This window comes from Pseudoduganella sp. R-34, from assembly GCF_049904655.1.
Lineage (GTDB): Bacteria > Pseudomonadota > Gammaproteobacteria > Burkholderiales > Burkholderiaceae_D > Rugamonas.
Map to the genome: position 1 here is coordinate 2,947,908 of NZ_CP184572.1, position 17,059 is coordinate 2,964,966.

The window sequence follows — 17,059 nt, forward strand, 5'->3', positions numbered from 1 at the left end:
CGTTATCATTGCTGCGACTATGACACAGGAGCCTGAAATGACCCCACACAGACGACTTGCCACGCGCGCCATCGCCGCTGCTGCGTTAGCCGCAGGAGGTGGCGCTGCCGTGCTGTTGTCCGGCTGCGCAAGCTTTGCCGGACCGCGCGATTACGAAGTCCCGCTGGCGCGCCTGCAACGCAATATCGACCAGCGCTTCCCGCTCGAGCACCGTGCGCTGGCAGTCTTTGAACTGCGGCTGGAGCAGCCGCGGCTTTCCACCTTGCCGAACGACCGGATCGCGCTTGGCGCCATGCTGTCTGTTTCGTCGCCGCTGATGCGGCAGCAAATTACCGGCAGCCTTTCGCTGTCGGGGCGCCTGAATATCGACCCTTCGCGCAATGCGGTCATGCTGGCCGATGCGCGCGTGGAGGACTTCACCCTGGACGGCCTGGATGAACGCACGCAGCGCCAGGTGGCTGGTGCTGCGCGCTTGCTTGCCGATAGCCTGGCGCGTGACACGCCGATCTACACCTGGCGTCCGGATGAGTTGCGTTATGCCGGCGTGCAGTTTGTGCCCACCGCTATCCGCACTTCAGCAAGCGGACTGAGCATTCATCTGGAACCCTTGCGGGACGGTCGTCTATAATCGAAACTTCAACTAATAGGAGAAAGAGAAATGCCGTTTTTCGGTCTGGGTCTGCATATTCTGGTTGCCATCTTTTTTGCCGTGCATGCGGTGCGCCGCGGGCGGGAATTGTATTGGCTGCTGATCCTGTTCTCCTTCCCACTGCTGGGTAGTCTGGTGTATTTCTTTGCCGTGTACCTGCCGAGTTCGCGCCTGGAAGTCGGTGCGCGCAAAGCCGTTGTGGCTGCCGGCCGCATGCTCGATCCGGGGCGTGAGTTGCGTGAAGCACGCGATGCGTTCAACTTCACCCCGACTGCGCAGAACCAGATGCGCCTTGCCTCGGCCTTGCTGGAAGCGGGCGAGGCTGCCGAAGCTGCTACCACGTACGAAGCTTGCCTGCAGGGTGCGTTTGGCTCGGACCTGGAAATTCGCCTTGGTGCGGCGCGCGCTAACCTGGCGATTGGCGCCCACGGCAAGACCATTGAGCACCTCGAGTTTATCCGCCGCGCGGATGCGAATTATCGTGCTGAGCAGTGCAGCCTGCTGTTGGCGAAAGCGTTGGGCGCGGCCGGTCGCCGTGAGGAGGCGCGCGCCGAGTTCGAAAACGCCGTCAACCGCTTCGGCAGTTTTGATGCGCGTGCCGAGTATGCGATCTGGGCCGCGGGCATGCGCGAGTACCAGCTTGCCCAGCGACTGCAGAGCGAGCTGCAACATACGATGGACCGCTGGAACCGGCACACGGCCTCGATGAATAACGATATGGTGCGGCGTCTGAATGCCGCTTTCGCGCAAGTGCCGCGTAGCTGAACAATGAAAGGAACATCAGAATGCATAGCCCGGTCCTGATGTTCCAGTCTTCCCGCTTCGAAATCGTCGCGGATGAAGACAAACTGACCAATCCCGGCATTTATGGCTTGCGCCTGGCCGAGTGGATGGCCCATGAACTGCCTACGCACGGCTTTCGCGCGCTCGGCGAGGTGATTCCCGAGGATTTCGCCTGGTGCGTGCCGGTGGAGGCTGAGGATTGCGAGCTGTACGTGGCTTGCACCAGAGCGGAAGAGGGCTGGCAGGCCTACGTCTTCGCTGACTGCGGCTTGATGGAGCGGCTTGCCGGCCGCGATCCGCGGGCGACGGTGGTGGCGCAGCTGTACACGGCGGTGCGCTCGATTCTTGAAGAAGCACCGGGCATCACTTATTTGCATATCCAATGACTTATCCAGTTTCAGTGAAGGGCGTGTTTTGCGCTCCTGACGGCAGGGTAGTGCTCTTGAAGAACGAGCGCGAGGAATGGGAACTGCCGGGCGGGCGCATAGAGGATGGCGAAACGCCGGCAGGCTGCCTGGTGCGAGAGGTCGAGGAAGAACTCGGCGTGCGCGTCCGCGTAGGGGCGCCGCTGGATAGTTACTTATTCGAGGTCGTGCCAGGGAAGACAGTGTTTATCGTCACCCATGCCTGCACTCTGGAGGGTAGTTTTGTACCGGTGCTGAGCCACGAACACAAGGAAGTCAGCTTGTTTGCTGCCGACGCGCTGCCAGGCCGGCTGCCGGAAGGCTATCGCGCCTCGATCGCCGCGTGGGCTGCGGCAGAGGCCGTGTCACCCTTCGCCCCTAGGGGCAACCCCAAGGTGGGACACGGGCTCGAGCGTAATCGGCTGTCGCGGCATTTGCTGGCTGAGGCGTATAACAATGGCTGGGCTAACCATCGGTTGCTGAGGGCTTGCGCGCGCTTGCCGCAGGAGGAGTTTGAGGCGCCGCGGTCGGGGTTTTTTCCGTCGATTAAGGCGACTTTGAATCACATCCTTACCGTGGACTGGTTTTATATCGATGCACTGGAGCGTGAGGCGCGCGGGGCGCCGCCGCATCCTGATTACTGCAGCGAGTTTTTCGCGGTGGAGGAGCCTTTTGATACCTGTGCGGCGCTTTGGGAGGCTCAGCGTGCCGCGGATCGCCGCCTGATCGCGTACTGCGAGGCTTTGCGCGATGAAGACCTGCGGCGGATCGTGGTCATTGATCGCGGCGAGGGCGAGTTCCAGCGCGATACGCGACAGCGTCTGCTAGCCCACCTTTTCGGGCACCAGATCCATCATCGCGGGCAGGTGCATGCCATGCTGTCGTCGACGCCCGTCGCGCCGCCGCAACTGGATGAATTCTTTTCTGTAGGCGAGGCGCCGCTGCGGGCCCAGGATTTCAGGGAACTGGGCTGGTCGGAAGAGGTGATCTGGCCGCCAAACTTATCCTGAATCAAGGAATTTACCCGGGCATTCGTGGATAGTCGGGCTCAGTTTTAACCTGAGCAGGACTATCCATGAATGCAAACGAAAAAATGTTCGGCAACCCCATGCCGCCCCAGGAAATCTCGCTGGACGTGCTGCGCGAAAAATACGCGAAAGGGGATGAGCAGGACATCATCGACGTCCGCCGCCGCGTAGCGCGCGCGCTCGCCGCGCTGGAGGCGCCGGAACTGCGCACCGAACTTGAAGAAAAATTCCTGTGGGCGCAGGAGAATGGCTTCGTGCCCGCGGGACGCATCAATTCTGCCGTTGGCCTGGGGCTGAAGGCGACCCTGATGAACTGCTTCGTGCAGCCGGTGGGCGATTCGGTGACCGGCGAGGACGATGGCCTGCCCGGCATCTACACCGCGGTGGCGGAAGCGGCGGAGACGATGCGCCGCGGCGGCGGCGTGGGCTACGATTTCAGCGCCATCCGTCCGGCCGGGGCCAAGGTGAAGGGCACCCAATCGCGTGCTTCCGGCCCGGTGTCGTACATGGACGTGTTCGACGCTTCCTGCAAGACAGTGGAATCGGCTGGCGCGCGGCGCGGCGCCCAAATGGGCGTGCTGCGCATCGACCATCCGGATATCGAGCGCTTTATCGCCGCAAAGGATGATGGGGGCTTCCGCAACTTCAACCTGTCGATCGGCGTGACGGACGCCTTCATGCGGGCGTTGGCTGCCGATTCCGGGTTCGAACTGGTGCACAAGGTCGAACCGGGCGATGAAGACCTGGCTGCCGGGGCATACCGGCGCGAGGATGGCCTTTGGGTGTATCGCCGCGTGCCGGCGCGCGAACTGTGGGACAAGGTGATGAGTTCCACCTACGACCACGCCGAGCCGGGCGTTCTGTTCGTGGACCGCATCAACGCCGAGAACAACCTGTATTACTGCGAGACCCTGCGCGCCACCAATCCTTGCGGCGAACAGCCGCTGCCTGGCTATGGCTGCTGCGACCTGGGTTCGCTCAACCTGACCTGCTTTGTGCAGCATCCTTTCACCGATCGCGCGAGCTTCGATTACGAGGCGATGCGCCAGGTGGCTGGCATCGCGGTGCGCATGCTGGACCTGGCCCTGGATGCGACCCAGTGGCCGCTGCCGCAGCAAGCGGACGAGGGGGCGGCCAAGCGCCGCATCGGCCTGGGCTTCCTTGGCCTTGGCAGCGCATTGGTGATGCTGGGCATGCGCTATGACTCCGAAAGCGGCCGCGCAATGGCGGCCAGCATTGCCGAGGCCTTGCGCGACGCAGCTTATACGGCCTCGGTGGCGTTGGCGCAGGAGAAGGGCGCTTTCCCGTTCTTCGACAAGGAGCAGTACCTTGAGGGCGCGTTCGTGCGCCGCTTGCCGGGCGCCTTGCGGGAGGCGATTGCAAGGCATGGCATCCGCAACTCGCACCTGCTGTCGATTGCGCCGACCGGCACCATTACGCTGGCCTTTGCGGACAATGCTTCCAACGGCATCGAGCCGGCGTTCTCCTGGGTTTACCAGCGCCGCAAGCGCATGCCGGATGGTTCGTCGCGCTCCTACGAGGTGGCGGACCATGCGTGGCGACTGTACCGCCACATGGGCTTCGACATGGGGCAGTTGCCGCCGCAGTTCGTCACCGCGCTGGATATGGCGGCGCTGGACCACGTGAGCATGATGGAGGCGGTGCAGCCTTTCGTCGATACGGCGATTTCGAAGACGGTGAATGTGCCGGAAGATTATCCGTATGAGGATTTCAAGGAGCTGTACACCGAGGCGTGGGTGGCGGGGTTGAAAGGGCTTGCGACTTTCCGTCCGAATACGGTGACGGGCAGCGTGCTGAGCGTGGCGCCGGAACCGGCGGCGGCTTCTGCGGCCGTTGCACCTGTGCTGCTTGATGACGATCCGCTGCGCAAGCGCTTCGATGGGCGTCCGTTGGGGGAACTGGAGTCGGTGACCTCCAAGGTCGAATACTGGACGCAGGAGGGCAAGAAGTCGGCCTACCTTACCGTGAGCTTCATCACCGTGGACGGCATGCTGGATGGGGCGCCGGTACGGATTGAGCGGCCGTTTGAGTTCTTCATGCCGGCGAACCAGCGTAGCGATGGCCAGCAGTGGATTACGTCGTCCATGCGCTTGCTGTCGATGGCGGCGCGGGCGGGCAGTTCGATCGCGAAGGCGCTGGCGGATATGCGCGAGGTGGCCTGGGAAAAGGGGCCGGTGCGCTGCGGCTTGCTGACGCGGGAGGATGGGGTGCAGGTGCCGGTTTATCACGATTCGGAGGTGGCGGCGATTGCGTTTACCTTGCAGCGGATTTTGATACGGCGCGGGTTCCTGGATGCTTTTGGCAACCAGGTGCCGGTGCCGCAACTGGCCTTGCGGTGCGCGTCGACGGGGCATGTGGCGCCCGAGGCGATGACGGCGGCGGGAGCGGCGCCGACGAAATCGGCGGGCAAGTGCCCGGAGTGCGGGGCGCGGGCGCTGCATAAGGTGGATGGGTGTACGCGGTGTGTTGAGTGCCACTATATGGGCGGGTGTGGGTGAAAACCGGTAAACCAGTGTCTGACCCGCAGGGTCAGACACTGTCTGCGGCGCGGCTGGTGGCGTAGGCCAGCAGCCGTGAGACCGTTGGGTGTCTGACCCTGCGGGTCAGACACCGATTTACCGGTTTTTGCTTAAGGTGCGTCAAGGACATCCCCTTCGCCACTCCATAAACTTCCTCCCACACTAACCCCGAGGAGGACTTACAAATGCATCATTCTTTCCAACTTGCTTCCGCCCTGGACGCCGCCAACGTCACCCGCGTGCTTGACCTGCTGCGTACCGTCCCCGGCATCCGCGGCGTGCACGCCCCAGCCGGCGCGGCCCACGTTGAAGTCGCCTTCGACGACTCCCTGACCAGCGTCCCCCAGCTCGGCAAACTGCTGGAAGAACACGGCTACCCGCCTGTGGCGCCGCAACAGCGCAGCCACACTTGCTGCGGCGGTTGCGGCGGCCATTGACCAAGACTTGACCTGGATCATGTGAGCTGCCCGAGTGGCGGCTGTATTCTGGCTAAAAACATACATTTGAAACACCACAAAAGGAGCTATCATGCACGCCACTAAGAAGTTATGGACGTGGCTCGCCATTATCTGCCTGCTATCGTTTACGGTACTGGGCTGGGTGGGCCGCGAAATTTACCTGAAAGCGCCTCCAATAGCGCAAGTCGTTGACGACACCGGTGCGGTGCTGTACACGCCTGACCAGGTCAAATACGGCCAGAGCGCCTGGCTGTCCGCTGGCGGCCAGCAACTGGGCACCGTCTGGGGCCATGGTTCCTACCTGGCGCCTGACTGGTCGGCCGATTGGCTGCACCGCGAAGCCGTCGCGCTGCAAGACCTGTTCGCACGCAAGAACTTCAACAAGGACTACGCCCAGCTCGAAGCCGGCGCCAAAGCCCACGTTGACGCCCTGGTGAAGACAGAGCTGCGCACCAACACCTACAACGCCGACACCAATGAAGTGAAGCTGTCGGCCATCCGTGCCGAAGCGGTGCGCACCGTGGCAAACCACTACGCTGGCCTGTTCGGCAACGCCGAGCAATACGACAAGCTGCGCGAACAGTACGCCATGGCGCCGAATTCGCTGCCTGAAGCGAGCGACCGCACTGCGCTGACCGGCTTCTTCTTCTGGTCGTCGTGGGCCGCCGCCGCCGACCGTCCAGGCGAAGTTGGCCTGAGCTACACCAGCAACTGGCCGCACGAACCGTTGATCGACAACACTCCGACCGCCGGCGCAGGCATCTGGTCGATTGCCTCGATCATCCTGATGATCGGCGCCATCGCCGGCATGCTGTTCTACCACGGTATGCACAAGGAGGAAGAAGATCCTGTGCCGCCGAAGAACGATCCGCTGTTCTCGCTGAAAGCCACGCCTTCGATGAAGGCCACCAAGAAGTACTTCCTGGTCGTGATCGGCCTGATCCTGGCGCAAGTCGGCATGGGCGTGATCACCGCGCACTTTGCGGTGGAAGGCTCGAGCTTCTTCGGTATTCCGCTGGCCAACGTGCTGCCGTTCACCGTCAGCCGCACCATCCACACCCAGTTCGCCGTGCTGTGGATCGCCACCGCCTGGCTGGCTACCGGCCTGTATATCGCTCCTGCGATTTCCGGCGTCGAGCCGAAATTCCAGAAGCTGGGCACCGATGTACTGTTCTACGCGCTGCTGTTCATCGTGGTCGGTTCGACCGCCACCGGCTGGCTGGGCACCCTGCAACACAAGGGCGTCGACTTCTCGTTCTGGCTGGGTAACCAGGGCCTCGAGTTCACCTCGATGGGCCGTGTGTGGCAGATCCTGCTGTTCGTCGGCCTGCTGTTCTGGGCCTTCCTGCTCGGTCGCGGCCTGTGGCCGGCTCTGAAGAAACCATCGGAAAGCCGCGGCATCATCGCCATGGTGTTCCTGGCTGCACTGTGTATCGGCGGCTTCTACGCTACGTCCCTGACCTGGGGCAAGGGCACGCACTACTCGATGATCGAGTACTGGCGCTGGTGGCTGGTCCACCTGTGGGTGGAAGGCTTCTTCGAAGTATTCGCAACCGCTGTTATCGCGCTGCTGTTCACCCGCCTGGGCCTGATCCGCGCTGCTTCGGCCAATAGCGCCATCATCCTGGAAACCATCGTGTTCCTGTTCGGCGGCATCCTGGGTACCTTGCACCATCTGTACTTCACCGGCACGCCTACTTCGGTGATCGCTATCGGCGCCATGTTCTCGGCCCTGGAAGTGGTTCCGCTGTCGCTCATCGGCATGGAAGCGTATCGCAACTACAAGCGCTCGAAATCGGCGCCCTGGATCGGCGCCTACAAATGGGCCATCCTGTGCTTCATCGCCGTCGGCTTCTGGAATACCGTGGGCGCTGGCCTGCTGGGCTTCTCGATCAACACCCCGATCGCGCTGTACTACATGCAAGGCCTGAACATGACCGCCGCCCACGGCCACGCTGCACTGTTCGGTGTGTACGGCATGCTGGGTATCGGCCTGATGCTGTTCTGCCTGCGCGGCCTGGTTGACCGCTTTGCATGGTCGGACAAGCTGCTGGCTTCGATGTTCTGGACCATGAATATCGGCCTGGCCATGATGGTGTTCATGTCGCTGGTCCCTGCCGGTATCTACCAGGCCGTGGCCGCGATCACCAAGGGCATGTGGTTTGCCCGTTCGCCCGAAGTCGTTCACTCGACCTTCATGGAAACCGCGGTCTGGCTGCGCGTTCCTGGCGACATCGTGTTCGCGGTTGGCTGCCTGTTCCTTGCCCTGTTCGCCCTGCGCCTGATCGGCAAGGCGAAGAAGGAAGAGACCGTGGCAGAAGGCGTGGCGCTGGAGAACTAGGCAAATGCGCCTCACGGGCCACACCGACTACGCCTTGCGCCTGCTGATGTACCTGGGCCGGCAGCAGGGCAGGTTGGTGACCGTGCAGGAGATCGCCAAGGCACACGGCATCTCCGAACATCACCTGCGCAAGGTGGCTCACCGGCTCGGCCAGGCCGGGCTGGTGGCCACCTGGCGCGGACGGGCCGGTGGCCTGCGCCTGGCGCAGCCGCCGGCTTCGATTTCGGTGGGCGCCGTGGTGCGCCTGGCCGAAGCCGACTTTACGATCGTCGAATGTTTCAATGCCACGCGCAATACCTGCCAGCTGGCCGGCGCCTGCCGCCTGCAGGAGGGGTTGCACAGGGCGACCGAGGCTTACCTCGGTCATCTCGACCGCCAGACCCTGGCGGACCTTATCTGAAGGAACCATCATGAGTGCGCCTGAAATTTTGTTAGAGCTGTGCGGCATGGTGCCGCCTGAACCGATGGAGCGCGTACTGGAAGCGCTCGACCTGCTGCAGCCCGACCAGCATATCCGCATGGTCATCGACCGTGAGCCGGTCCCTCTTTACCGCATCCTCGAGAAGAACGGTTACCGCTACCGCACGACGATGCGCGACGACTATATCTACGAAATCCTGATTTCCCAGAACGACTGATGCAACGCAAGCTGGCTTTCGAGCATACGCCCGGGCTGGCGCTGCCGCTGCGCTTCCTGCTGGCGGCGCCATGGTTCGGCGCCTTGGCTGGCCTGCTGCTGCTGTGGCAGGGCGCCGACGCAATGAGCACACGCTGGGCTCCGGCCACGCTGGCCGTGACCCATTTGCTGACGCTCGGTTTCCTTGGCATGGCCATGGCCGGTTCGCTGTTGCAGATGGTGCCGGTGGTTGCCGGCGTCGAGCTGCACTGGGCGCGCCGGCTTGGTCCCGTGATCTGGGGCGCCCTGGCCGGCGGCGCGCTGCTGCTGGCGGCAGGATTCCTGCATGGGTTGCCGTGGTGCCTGCGCGCGGCTGGCATCCTGCTCGCGGGCGCCTTCATTCTTCTTATTGCCGTCCTGGCGAGGGCGCTGTCGCAGCGCTCGGCGCCGAACGCATTGCCGGTCGTGGCGGGCATGCGCCAGGCCGTGGTGGCACTGGCCTGCGCCGTGACGATTGGCATGGCGCTGGCGGCCTTCCTGGTGGGCGCGGTGCGCCTGCGCGTGATGGAATGGACCAATGTGCATGCTGCCTGGGCCCTGGTGGGCTGGGTCGGCGTGCTGGTCGTATCCGTGGTGTTCCAGGTGGTGCCGATGTTCCAGTCCACCCAGCTGTTTCCGCGCCAGCTTGCCTTCACGCTGCCGCCGCTATGCCTTGGCGGCTTGGCGCTGTGGACCGCCGGCTACCTTCTTAACGCGCCATGGCAATGGATCGGGGCGGGGCTGGTGAGCGCCTGCCTGGCGCTGTTCGCGGTGTACACCCTGGTGCTGCTGTTCCGCCGCAAGCGCGCGGCCGACGTATCGACCTGGTATTGGTGGCTCTCGCTTGGCTCGCTGCTGGCCAGCGTCGCTGTCTTCCTTTGCCCGCGCGGCGTGGACAAGGCGCTGGTGCTTGGGGTGCTGTTTATCGGTGGCTTTGCCATGTCGGCAGTGAACGGCATGCTGTACAAAATCGTCCCGTTCCTGTTGTGGTACCACGGGCAGCATGCAGGCTGCGACGTGCCGGGCGTGCGCCAGTTGATGCCGGAGAGCGAACCGCGCGTGCAGTTTGCCTGGCATGCCGCCAGCGTGGTGATGCTGCTTGCTGCTGCCATCGCACCTGGCTGGCTTGCCCAGACGGCAGGTGCGGTACTGGCAGTTTCCTGCATGCGCCTGGGTTTCGACCTGGCGCTGGCTGCGATCAGCCTTCGTAAGCTCGCAAACGAGCAGAATCAAGAATCTTGATCTGGCGGCCGTTCACGGCAATCATGCCCTGGTCGGCCAGCTCGTGCAGCACGCGCGAGAAGTATTCCGGGGTCAGGTTCAGGCGCGAGGCCAGCAGCTTCTTGCTGACGGCCAGCGTAATCTCCGAACCGTCGGTCGCATCGTCATCCTTCAACAGATAGCCAATGATCCGCTGGCTGCCGGAGCGCAGCGAATAGGCTTCCACATCTGAAATCAGGCCGTGCAGGCGGCGGCTCATGCCGGCCAGCATGCGGCGTGCAAACTGCGGGTTGCGCGCCAGTTCGGCAAATACGGTGTGCTTGGAAATGTGCAGCAGCATGCAGTCGCTGACTGCGTGGGCGGTGACGATGTAAGGCTTTTCCATGAACATCAGCGCTTCGCCGAAACTGTGGCCCGGGCCGATGATCTCGACGATTTTCTCGTTGCCCTGGGCGGACAGGAAACTGAGCTTCACCTGGCCGAAGATGACCATGTGGAAGCCGACGCATGGATCGCCGCGCTGGAAGACGGCGCTGCCGCGCGGGATGTGGTGTTCGGTAGTGCCGGCAGCCACCAGCGTCAGCTCCTCCGGCGACAGGTCTGCGAACAGGGGCAGTCGCTTGAGGAACTCGCGGGGGTCGATTTTGGGGCTTGGCATTTGGTTCTCCTGAAATGGCAAAAGGACCCGCTGGGCGGGTCCTGTCCTGGTTAAGGTAATGTCGGTGTTAATCCTGTGGATCAGTGGCCCGAATCACCGTCAGGCTTGCTGGTGGTCCGGAAGATTTCCGGATTCTCCTTGCCGGTCACGTAGAGGAAGCCGACCAGGCCTTTCTCCATCCGCGACAGCGCGTGGTCGACCAGGATGAAGCGTCCCGGCACCTCGGTCTTGAACTCGACCATCGTTGCACCGCCTGGCGCCACGGTGGTGGTCTGCACGTTCTGCAGCGGAGGCGAGGTCAGGTCGCCCATGCTGTAGACGCGGTCGAACACTTCGCCGATCACGTGGAAGCTGGAGGTTGCGTTAGGACCGCCGACGCCGAAGAAGATACGGACGGTTTCGCCAACCTTGGCTTCCATGCGGTGGGTCTTGGTCAGCGCGTCATGGGTGCCGTTGAACATCAGGTGTTCCGGCTGTTCGGCCAGCAGTTTGTCCAGCGAGAACTCGGCTTCGCCTGGGGTGCCGTGCTTCTGCGCGGTGTACAGCTCGCCCTGCATCACGTAGAACTCGCGGTCCACTTTCGGCAGGCCGCCTTCAGGTTCGACCAGGATCATGCCGTACATGCCGTTGGAGATGTGCTGGGCAACCATCGGGGTAGCGCAATGGTACACGTACAGGCCTGGATTGATGGCCTTGAAGGTAAAGCTCTTGGCGCTGCCGGGAGCCGCCTGGGTTACGGCCGCACCGCCGCCAGGGCCGGTCACGGCGTGGAAGTCAACCGAGTGGATCATGTGGCTGTCCTTGGCGTTGGACATGTCCACGTTCACGGTATCGCCCACGCGAACGCGGATGAACGGGCCTGGAACCTTGCTGTTGAAGGTCCAGTATTTGTAGGTGGTGCCGTCCATCATCTGGCCGAGCACCTCGGTGGTATCCAGCTTCACGTTGACGGTTTGCGGGCCGCGTTTGCCGACCGGCGTGCCTACTTCCAATGGGCTGCGCGAAACATCGGCGCCTTTTGGCGCGGCTTTGAGTTCGCCTTCGCCCACGATAATCTTGCCGATCATGCCTGCCGCCACGTGGCCGGGCAGGGAGCAGATGTACGTGAATTCGCCCTTCTTGTCAGCCTTGAACACGACGGCGGTCGATGCGCCTTTGTCTTTCAGCTGGTTCGATTTGACTTTGAAATCGGGCACCGAAATGTCGTGGGTTGCGCCATCGCCGTTGACCAGGTTGATCTGCACCACAGCACCTTCCGGCACGCGCAAGGTCGGGTTAACCTTGCCCTTGGACTCGCCGGCGTCGCTGATGAAGACCAGCTTACCGTCTGCGATATCGGTATGCAGGGTAAAGGTCACGTCAGGACGATATTGGACGGCTGTGCTGCCGCCGTGCTGGCCATGTTGTGCATAAGCTGGCGCCAGTGTAGCGGCGCCGATCACCAGTGCTGCAATGGCTTTGGACATCAAGGTCGGTTTCATTTTCTTCTCACAGGTTTGTCCGGCACGGGATTGCGCCGTTTGACAACTAAATCTTATCTTTTACATGCATGTTATTGAATTGACGCAGGTCAAAAATTTGGAAAGAACTGCGTATTCTCAATGCAAGTCAGATATTTTTGATCTAGGTCAAGCGAGGAGAAGACCCGGCGCAACGCGCTAGGGGACCAACCGCGGCAAGCGTGCCAAAAAGTTATCGCGTTCGTCCATGCCGCTGGCGCTGCCGGCTTGCGCAAAGACGATGCGCTTGCCATCGCGTTCAATCCAGCCGACGTACCAGCCAACGTCTTTGCCACTGCCGGTCTTGCCGAAGACCTGCCAGCCCCCGGCAGGCTCAGGGCGCCGTACCAGAGCGGCGGACATGGCATAGGCTTGCGGCTTGACGCCGAGTTCACGATTCAGCACGCGGCGCAGGAAGCCGATTTGTTCGTCCGGGGAGATGCGCAACGAAGAGCCTAGCCACGATTCGGACAGACCGTTGTTCATGCCCGGATCGCCTCTGACATCTGCATTGCCGTAGCCAAATTGCTTGACGTAGCTGGCGAAGCGCTCTTCGCCCAGTTGCAGCGTAAGCTGCTGGGAGTACCAGACGACGGATTCCTTCATCCACGAGCTGGGATCATGTGCTTGCCGCCACGCGGGGCGCCAGTCCACGTAGCCTTCCTTGAAGGGCAGTACGGGCGAATGCTCATCCCACAGCACGCCAGCGTCGTAGCCCATGAGGGCGATCGGCAGCTTGAAGGTCGACATCGGCGGCAAGCGCTTATCGCACACGCCCTCGTGCACCAGCCACTTGCCGGTGGCCGCATCGGCCATCGCCAGGCAGTGTTCTGCAGAAAACGCGAGCAAAGGGAGGCCCAGCCCTGCAAGCAGGGCAAAGATTTTGCGTTTCATTTTGTTGGTCCTTAGAGTGCTTTGAGTTGTGCAGGCAGCTGGTTCAGGAAGGTTTCCTTGAGCCGCGGTCCTGCAGCGCCTTCCTCGAGTTTCTCGTCTTGCAGCAGGCGGGCGAACACGATGGTGCGTTCGCCATTAGTGGCCCAGCCTACGAACCAGCCGTAGGAGCGCGAGTAATCGTCCTTGCCGTCCGGGCCGAGGGGGGCGCCAGTGCCGGTCTTGCCAAAGACTTGCCAGCCGCCCGGCAGATCCTTCACCTTCAACAGGCCGGCTGTCTGCTCATAGGCGAGCGGCGAGAGGCCCAGCTCGCGCCGCACCAGACGACGCAGGAAAGTGGTCTGCTCGTCGGCCGAAATCTGCAGCGAGGAGCCGATCCATGACCAGGTCAGGCCGTTGTCCTTGCCCGCATCGCCGCTGGTATCGCCGTTACCATAGCCGAAGGCCTTTACGTAGCGGTTGAAACGTTCTCGGCCGAGATGTGTCGTGACTTGCTGTGCATACCAGGAAGCCGAGACGCGAATCCATTCTTGCGGATCGAGATCGCGCCGCCATTCGGGCCGGCCGGCATGGTAGCTGGCGAGGTAAGGCAGCGTCGGCGCGTGCTGGTCGCGCAGGAAGCCGCTGTCATAGCCCATCAGGCTGACGGCGATATTGAAGGTCGAAACAGGCGTGATGCGCGTCGAACAATCGCCCTTGCGCAGCAGGGCCTTTCCGGTGGCGGCATCGACAAAGCTGGTGCAATCGAGGGCTGCCATCGACTGCGCGGAAGGCGAGACGCTCCAGGCCAGCGCCGGCTGCAAAGCGAAATTCCCGGCCCCGATGGCAAGCAGTAGCGTGACGGTCGCAGCTCGGGCCCACATGGCACGGCGCGCGTTGCCTGGCGTGCGGATCAGCGATACGCGCTCGGTCAGCGTGTTGGCATCGATACTGCCGAATGCCAGGGCGCCTTGTGTGGGCACGTGCTGCAGTTTGAGCTGGGCTACCAGGGCGGCGGCATACGCCTTGCGCTGTGACGCTGGGCGACCGCGCAACACGTCACGGTCGCAGCCCAGCTCCTGGGCCCAGGTGAGGTTTGCGCGCAGAAACCGCATGAAGGGGTTGAACCACAACAGCGTCTGCAGCAAGACACCGGCGGCCATCCACTGCAGGTCATGGCGGCGCAAATGGGTCATCTCGTGTTCGACGATCAGCTCGCGCTGTAGCTGGTCAAAGCCGCCCAGATGGCGCGGCAGCAGCAAGCGAGGGCGCAACAGCCCAAGCAGCATTGGCGAAATCGGAGCGTCGATCTCAATGATGTCGGCATGTCCTGGCGCTTCCCCGGCGGCGCGCCTGGTGCCGCTGTCGGCAAGGCGTTCCAGCCAGCGCTGCGCACGGCGTAGATTGATGACCGCCCACGCCAGACCAATCAAGTAAATGGCCAGCCAGAACTGCGCGCCATGCAAAAGCCAGCCGCGCGCGTGAGTCGTGCCGCCTTCATTCTGTTCCGGCGCCGCTGCCGCACCGGTTGGCCGTGGCGCTTTGGGTGGCGTGATGTAATGCGTCACGGTTTCCGTTGCTATTTCGAGCGGTGGAATCAAGCGCACGCGCTCACTATGCGGCAGCAATAGCAGGGCGAAGGTCGCCAGCACGGTGAGTTGACCGAGCAGCCACAAGGACCGCTGCGCCGCCAGCGCCGGCAGGAAGCGCCGAAGCAGGGCGCTCAGCGCCCACACGCTGAAGCCTGCCGCAAGGCAGCCCAGGCTCGCGAGCAGGAAGCGCATCAACAGTAGGTCGAAGTCGCTCACTTTGCTTCATCCTCATCGGGCCAGTCGGACAGCATCTGCTCAAGCTGTGCCAGTTCGCTGGCATCAACGAGCTTACTGCCCGAGAACATGGTGACTGGCAGCGGTGACTCCAGTTCCATGATGCGGGTGCCGAAATCATGGGCATAAGCGGCCAGGGTTTCCACCTTGTCGAGCAAGGCTTCGTAGACCTGCACGCCGTGGCGGACGTGCTGCGCAACCATCTGTTTCTCCATCATCCGTTCCACCGTCTTACGCGTGGATGAGAACGACCAGCCCAGATCTTCTTCCACAGCCTCGTGGATTTCGCGCGCACTCAAAGGCGTTTGACGCCAGAGTGCTTTGAGTACGCATAATTCGGGGGTAGAAGGGATAAGCATGACAAAACGAGTCTGTGACGATTGATGTTAGTATGTGACATATGTCGCAAACATGTCAAGCATCTGGCAAAGTAACTGCATTGCAAAAAAACCATTGAAAATTGGCAACAGATAGCCCTTCAGTGCTACCATCGATTGCACGCGCAAGTTTGCTGCTCTTGTTCTACGCGAGCTGTGCAACGATATTCAGTCGATGGCGAAGTAAGTAAACATGATTAACAAAGACCTGATGTACGCGCTGCAGACCCGCAGCAAACAAATGATCCGGGTGTTGGACGATTTCGTGCAGGAATTGAAAAGCTACTCTCCTGAAGAGGGTTGGTCGGTGGTTGCCGAAACCATCAAGCTGGTAAAGGAGATTTCGCCGACCGAAGGCAAATACGGTCATTTGGTCAAAGCCGTCAATCGGGCATGGTTGGCGTTTGGCGAGACTTCCCCGGTTGCCGCTAATCGTCTGTACGACGACATCATCGGAAGACTGGAGGGCATCGATTGGACGAAGGCAGGTGATGCGCAAGTCGGGTACCAACTGGTCTTTTCATTCCACAAGAACCATCTCCGCTTTCCAGGGACGAATAACTGTTTGCATATCGCGCTATGGCAGCACTCGCCCAGGATCCTGGCTTTGATCAGGAAGATCGCTGCATATTCGACAGAAAAACTCTTCACCTCGCCAGTAAAGCCAGGCACCGGCACCGGTGCCGACGCGATTGAAATGCTGCTCGAGATTTACTTCTACCATGGCGGCCTTGGGCAAAGCGAAGAACTGCGGGCGGAAGCGGCCGAATTGATCTTGCCACTCGTTCGGGCGAATCCTGATATCGGCAACAACATTACGCTTTCCCTACTGGAGCATTGCGCCGAGCGTGCAACGATCCTGAGCCAGTTGATTAACCACTATCTATTCGCTGGCGTGCATGAGAAGCACGAGGGCATGTTCTTCGACATCATGCTGGCCCTGCTGGATAACGACGGCGGCAGTTTCATCTATGATGACCTGGACAAGATTGCGGCACAGCTTGAAGTAAGTTCGAGACAGTGGAATGCCAGCCAGTTCGACATATTTGCCGACCATGCCTTCTTCTATCGTTTGGATTCCGATGAGGACAGGCGCCTCCTGTTGACCAAATCGAAGAAAGCAAAGCGGCTGGCCAAGATGATCGTGGATAGCGGGCACTCTGGAGAGTACATCGACGAATTGAGGTCCTTGTATCAGTTAATTGGATTGCCTGAATCGGGTAAGGCTCCGGCCAATGCAGCAAGTCAGTTATTTAGTGACCTGAACTTCAAGCTGCTCGTCATCCAGGAGCTGATGTACGTGCAGGGTAAGCTCCTGCCGAAGTTTGAGGTCGAGGAATTCGTCCGCCGGTACACGGATCGTGAGATCCAGGTTAAGAAGGAAGGCTACGAAGTCATTCCCGAAGTGCTTGCCCACTTTAAGGAGTTACCGATTCCTCCATCGCTTTTGGCGCAAGTAGAGAAGCTTGACTTCGATGGCGGCAATGAGATCTATCGTCAAGTCTTCCCATACTGGGATGGGGAGTGCGACACGTTTGACGTGATATCTCCAGAGGACGTCAAGCTTGTTCCGAACTTGAAGCGCATGTCGTCCATGCCTACCGTGTTTGTCGCGCGACATGATGCAGAGTTGAACAAGAAATCGATCGAAGTGAGTTAATGGGAATAATGGAGCTCTGCCATACGTCCTTGGTGTCTATGTTTTCTTTGGATGCAATTCGAAAATCAACGGACCCACACTGCCTATATT

The 17,059-nt window shown here is 61.3% G+C and carries 16 protein-coding genes and 1 pseudogene; 11 read left to right on the top strand and 6 right to left on the bottom strand.

Annotated features, from left to right (window positions below):
* Nucleotides 1-37: 37 nt before the first annotated feature.
* The 10 genes from ACN9MW_RS13700 (at nucleotide 38) to ACN9MW_RS13745 (ending at nucleotide 10,100) form a co-directional block, all read left to right on the top strand.
* Nucleotides 38-628, top strand: a complete 591-nt coding sequence (locus ACN9MW_RS13700) for a DUF1439 domain-containing protein (protein ID WP_426171467.1) — start codon at nucleotides 38-40, stop codon at nucleotides 626-628.
* A gap of 30 nt (nucleotides 629-658) precedes the next feature.
* Nucleotides 659-1,414, top strand: coding sequence for a hypothetical protein (locus ACN9MW_RS13705; RefSeq protein ID WP_426171468.1), 756 nt, complete (start codon nucleotides 659-661; stop codon nucleotides 1,412-1,414).
* Between the two features lie 20 nt (nucleotides 1,415-1,434).
* A complete protein-coding gene (locus ACN9MW_RS13710; RefSeq protein WP_426171470.1) occupies nucleotides 1,435-1,818 on the top strand; it encodes a hypothetical protein in 384 nt (127 codons plus the stop codon).
* A gap of 56 nt (nucleotides 1,819-1,874) precedes the next feature.
* Entirely contained in the window at nucleotides 1,875-2,846 is a 972-nt protein-coding gene (locus tag ACN9MW_RS13715) for a DinB family protein (RefSeq protein WP_426171471.1), read from the top strand.
* Between the two features lie 65 nt (nucleotides 2,847-2,911).
* Nucleotides 2,912-5,383: an adenosylcobalamin-dependent ribonucleoside-diphosphate reductase gene (locus tag ACN9MW_RS13720; RefSeq protein WP_426171473.1), complete on the top strand. Its 2,472-nt coding sequence runs from the start codon at nucleotides 2,912-2,914 to the stop codon at nucleotides 5,381-5,383.
* Between the two features lie 206 nt (nucleotides 5,384-5,589).
* Nucleotides 5,590-5,841, top strand: coding sequence for a hypothetical protein (locus ACN9MW_RS13725; RefSeq protein ID WP_426171475.1), 252 nt, complete (start codon nucleotides 5,590-5,592; stop codon nucleotides 5,839-5,841).
* 91 nt (nucleotides 5,842-5,932) lie between these two features.
* The gene (locus tag ACN9MW_RS13730; RefSeq protein ID WP_426171477.1) at nucleotides 5,933-8,203 is read left to right on the top strand and encodes a nitric-oxide reductase large subunit; all 2,271 of its coding nucleotides are present in this window, start codon (nucleotides 5,933-5,935) and stop codon (nucleotides 8,201-8,203) included.
* A gap of 4 nt (nucleotides 8,204-8,207) precedes the next feature.
* Complete coding sequence (locus ACN9MW_RS13735; RefSeq protein ID WP_426171479.1) at nucleotides 8,208-8,603, top strand: RrF2 family transcriptional regulator; 396 nt, start codon at nucleotides 8,208-8,210, stop codon at nucleotides 8,601-8,603.
* A 10-nt stretch (nucleotides 8,604-8,613) separates the two neighbouring features.
* Nucleotides 8,614-8,841: a DUF2249 domain-containing protein gene (locus ACN9MW_RS13740; protein ID WP_426171481.1), complete on the top strand. Its 228-nt coding sequence runs from the start codon at nucleotides 8,614-8,616 to the stop codon at nucleotides 8,839-8,841.
* Nucleotides 8,841-10,100, top strand: coding sequence for a permease (locus tag ACN9MW_RS13745; protein ID WP_426171483.1), 1,260 nt, complete (start codon nucleotides 8,841-8,843; stop codon nucleotides 10,098-10,100). Before ACN9MW_RS13740 ends, ACN9MW_RS13745 begins: the two co-directional genes overlap by 1 nt.
* Here ACN9MW_RS13745 and ACN9MW_RS13750 read toward each other — a convergent pair.
* The 6 genes and pseudogenes from ACN9MW_RS13750 to ACN9MW_RS13775 all read right to left on the bottom strand — a co-directional run bounded on the left by ACN9MW_RS13750 (nucleotide 10,057) and on the right by ACN9MW_RS13775 (nucleotide 15,291).
* Nucleotides 10,057-10,737, bottom strand: coding sequence for a Crp/Fnr family transcriptional regulator (locus ACN9MW_RS13750; RefSeq protein WP_426171485.1), 681 nt, complete (start codon nucleotides 10,735-10,737; stop codon nucleotides 10,057-10,059). The two genes, ACN9MW_RS13745 and ACN9MW_RS13750, sit on opposite strands and share 44 nt — an antisense overlap.
* Before the next feature lie 80 nt (nucleotides 10,738-10,817).
* On the bottom strand, nucleotides 10,818-12,218 hold the full coding sequence (gene nirK, locus ACN9MW_RS13755; RefSeq protein ID WP_426171487.1) for a copper-containing nitrite reductase: 1,401 nt from the start codon (nucleotides 12,216-12,218) through the stop codon (nucleotides 10,818-10,820).
* Between the two features lie 177 nt (nucleotides 12,219-12,395).
* Complete coding sequence (gene blaOXA / locus ACN9MW_RS13760) at nucleotides 12,396-13,130, bottom strand: class D beta-lactamase (RefSeq protein WP_426171489.1); 735 nt, start codon at nucleotides 13,128-13,130, stop codon at nucleotides 12,396-12,398.
* 11 nt (nucleotides 13,131-13,141) lie between these two features.
* On the bottom strand, nucleotides 13,142-13,990 hold the full coding sequence (gene blaOXA, locus ACN9MW_RS13765; RefSeq protein ID WP_426172193.1) for a class D beta-lactamase: 849 nt from the start codon (nucleotides 13,988-13,990) through the stop codon (nucleotides 13,142-13,144).
* 87 nt (nucleotides 13,991-14,077) lie between these two features.
* Nucleotides 14,078-14,890, bottom strand: a pseudogene (locus ACN9MW_RS13770) (M56 family metallopeptidase); the annotation flags it as partial.
* 20 nt (nucleotides 14,891-14,910) lie between these two features.
* Nucleotides 14,911-15,291: a BlaI/MecI/CopY family transcriptional regulator gene (locus ACN9MW_RS13775; protein WP_426171491.1), complete on the bottom strand. Its 381-nt coding sequence runs from the start codon at nucleotides 15,289-15,291 to the stop codon at nucleotides 14,911-14,913.
* A gap of 211 nt (nucleotides 15,292-15,502) precedes the next feature.
* Between ACN9MW_RS13775 and ACN9MW_RS13780 the strand changes: the two genes are divergently transcribed.
* Nucleotides 15,503-16,969 (top strand): DUF6892 domain-containing protein, encoded by a 1,467-nt coding sequence (locus ACN9MW_RS13780; protein WP_426171493.1) that lies wholly within the window; start codon nucleotides 15,503-15,505, stop codon nucleotides 16,967-16,969.
* Nucleotides 16,970-17,059: the final 90 nt, after the last annotated feature.

Bases quoted from the DNA above. Each gene is read 5' to 3' on its own strand.
- ACN9MW_RS13700 (WP_426171467.1), top strand. From the start codon at position 38: ATGACCCCACACAGACGACTTGCCACGCGCGCCATCGCCGCTGCTGCG.
- ACN9MW_RS13705 (WP_426171468.1), top strand. From the start codon at position 659: ATGCCGTTTTTCGGTCTGGGTCTGCATATTCTGGTTGCCATCTTTTTT.
- ACN9MW_RS13710 (WP_426171470.1), top strand. From the start codon at position 1,435: ATGCATAGCCCGGTCCTGATGTTCCAGTCTTCCCGCTTCGAAATCGTC.
- ACN9MW_RS13720 (WP_426171473.1), top strand. From the start codon at position 2,912: ATGAATGCAAACGAAAAAATGTTCGGCAACCCCATGCCGCCCCAGGAA.
- ACN9MW_RS13725 (WP_426171475.1), top strand. From the start codon at position 5,590: ATGCATCATTCTTTCCAACTTGCTTCCGCCCTGGACGCCGCCAACGTC.
- ACN9MW_RS13730 (WP_426171477.1), top strand. From the start codon at position 5,933: ATGCACGCCACTAAGAAGTTATGGACGTGGCTCGCCATTATCTGCCTG.
- ACN9MW_RS13735 (WP_426171479.1), top strand. From the start codon at position 8,208: ATGCGCCTCACGGGCCACACCGACTACGCCTTGCGCCTGCTGATGTAC.
- ACN9MW_RS13740 (WP_426171481.1), top strand. From the start codon at position 8,614: ATGAGTGCGCCTGAAATTTTGTTAGAGCTGTGCGGCATGGTGCCGCCT.
- ACN9MW_RS13745 (WP_426171483.1), top strand. From the start codon at position 8,841: ATGCAACGCAAGCTGGCTTTCGAGCATACGCCCGGGCTGGCGCTGCCG.
- ACN9MW_RS13750 (WP_426171485.1), bottom strand. From the start codon at position 10,737: ATGCCAAGCCCCAAAATCGACCCCCGCGAGTTCCTCAAGCGACTGCCC.
- nirK (WP_426171487.1), bottom strand. From the start codon at position 12,218: ATGAAACCGACCTTGATGTCCAAAGCCATTGCAGCACTGGTGATCGGC.
- blaOXA (WP_426171489.1), bottom strand. From the start codon at position 13,130: ATGAAACGCAAAATCTTTGCCCTGCTTGCAGGGCTGGGCCTCCCTTTG.
- blaOXA (WP_426172193.1), bottom strand. From the start codon at position 13,990: ATGTGGGCCCGAGCTGCGACCGTCACGCTACTGCTTGCCATCGGGGCC.
- ACN9MW_RS13775 (WP_426171491.1), bottom strand. From the start codon at position 15,291: ATGCTTATCCCTTCTACCCCCGAATTATGCGTACTCAAAGCACTCTGG.
- ACN9MW_RS13780 (WP_426171493.1), top strand. From the start codon at position 15,503: ATGATTAACAAAGACCTGATGTACGCGCTGCAGACCCGCAGCAAACAA.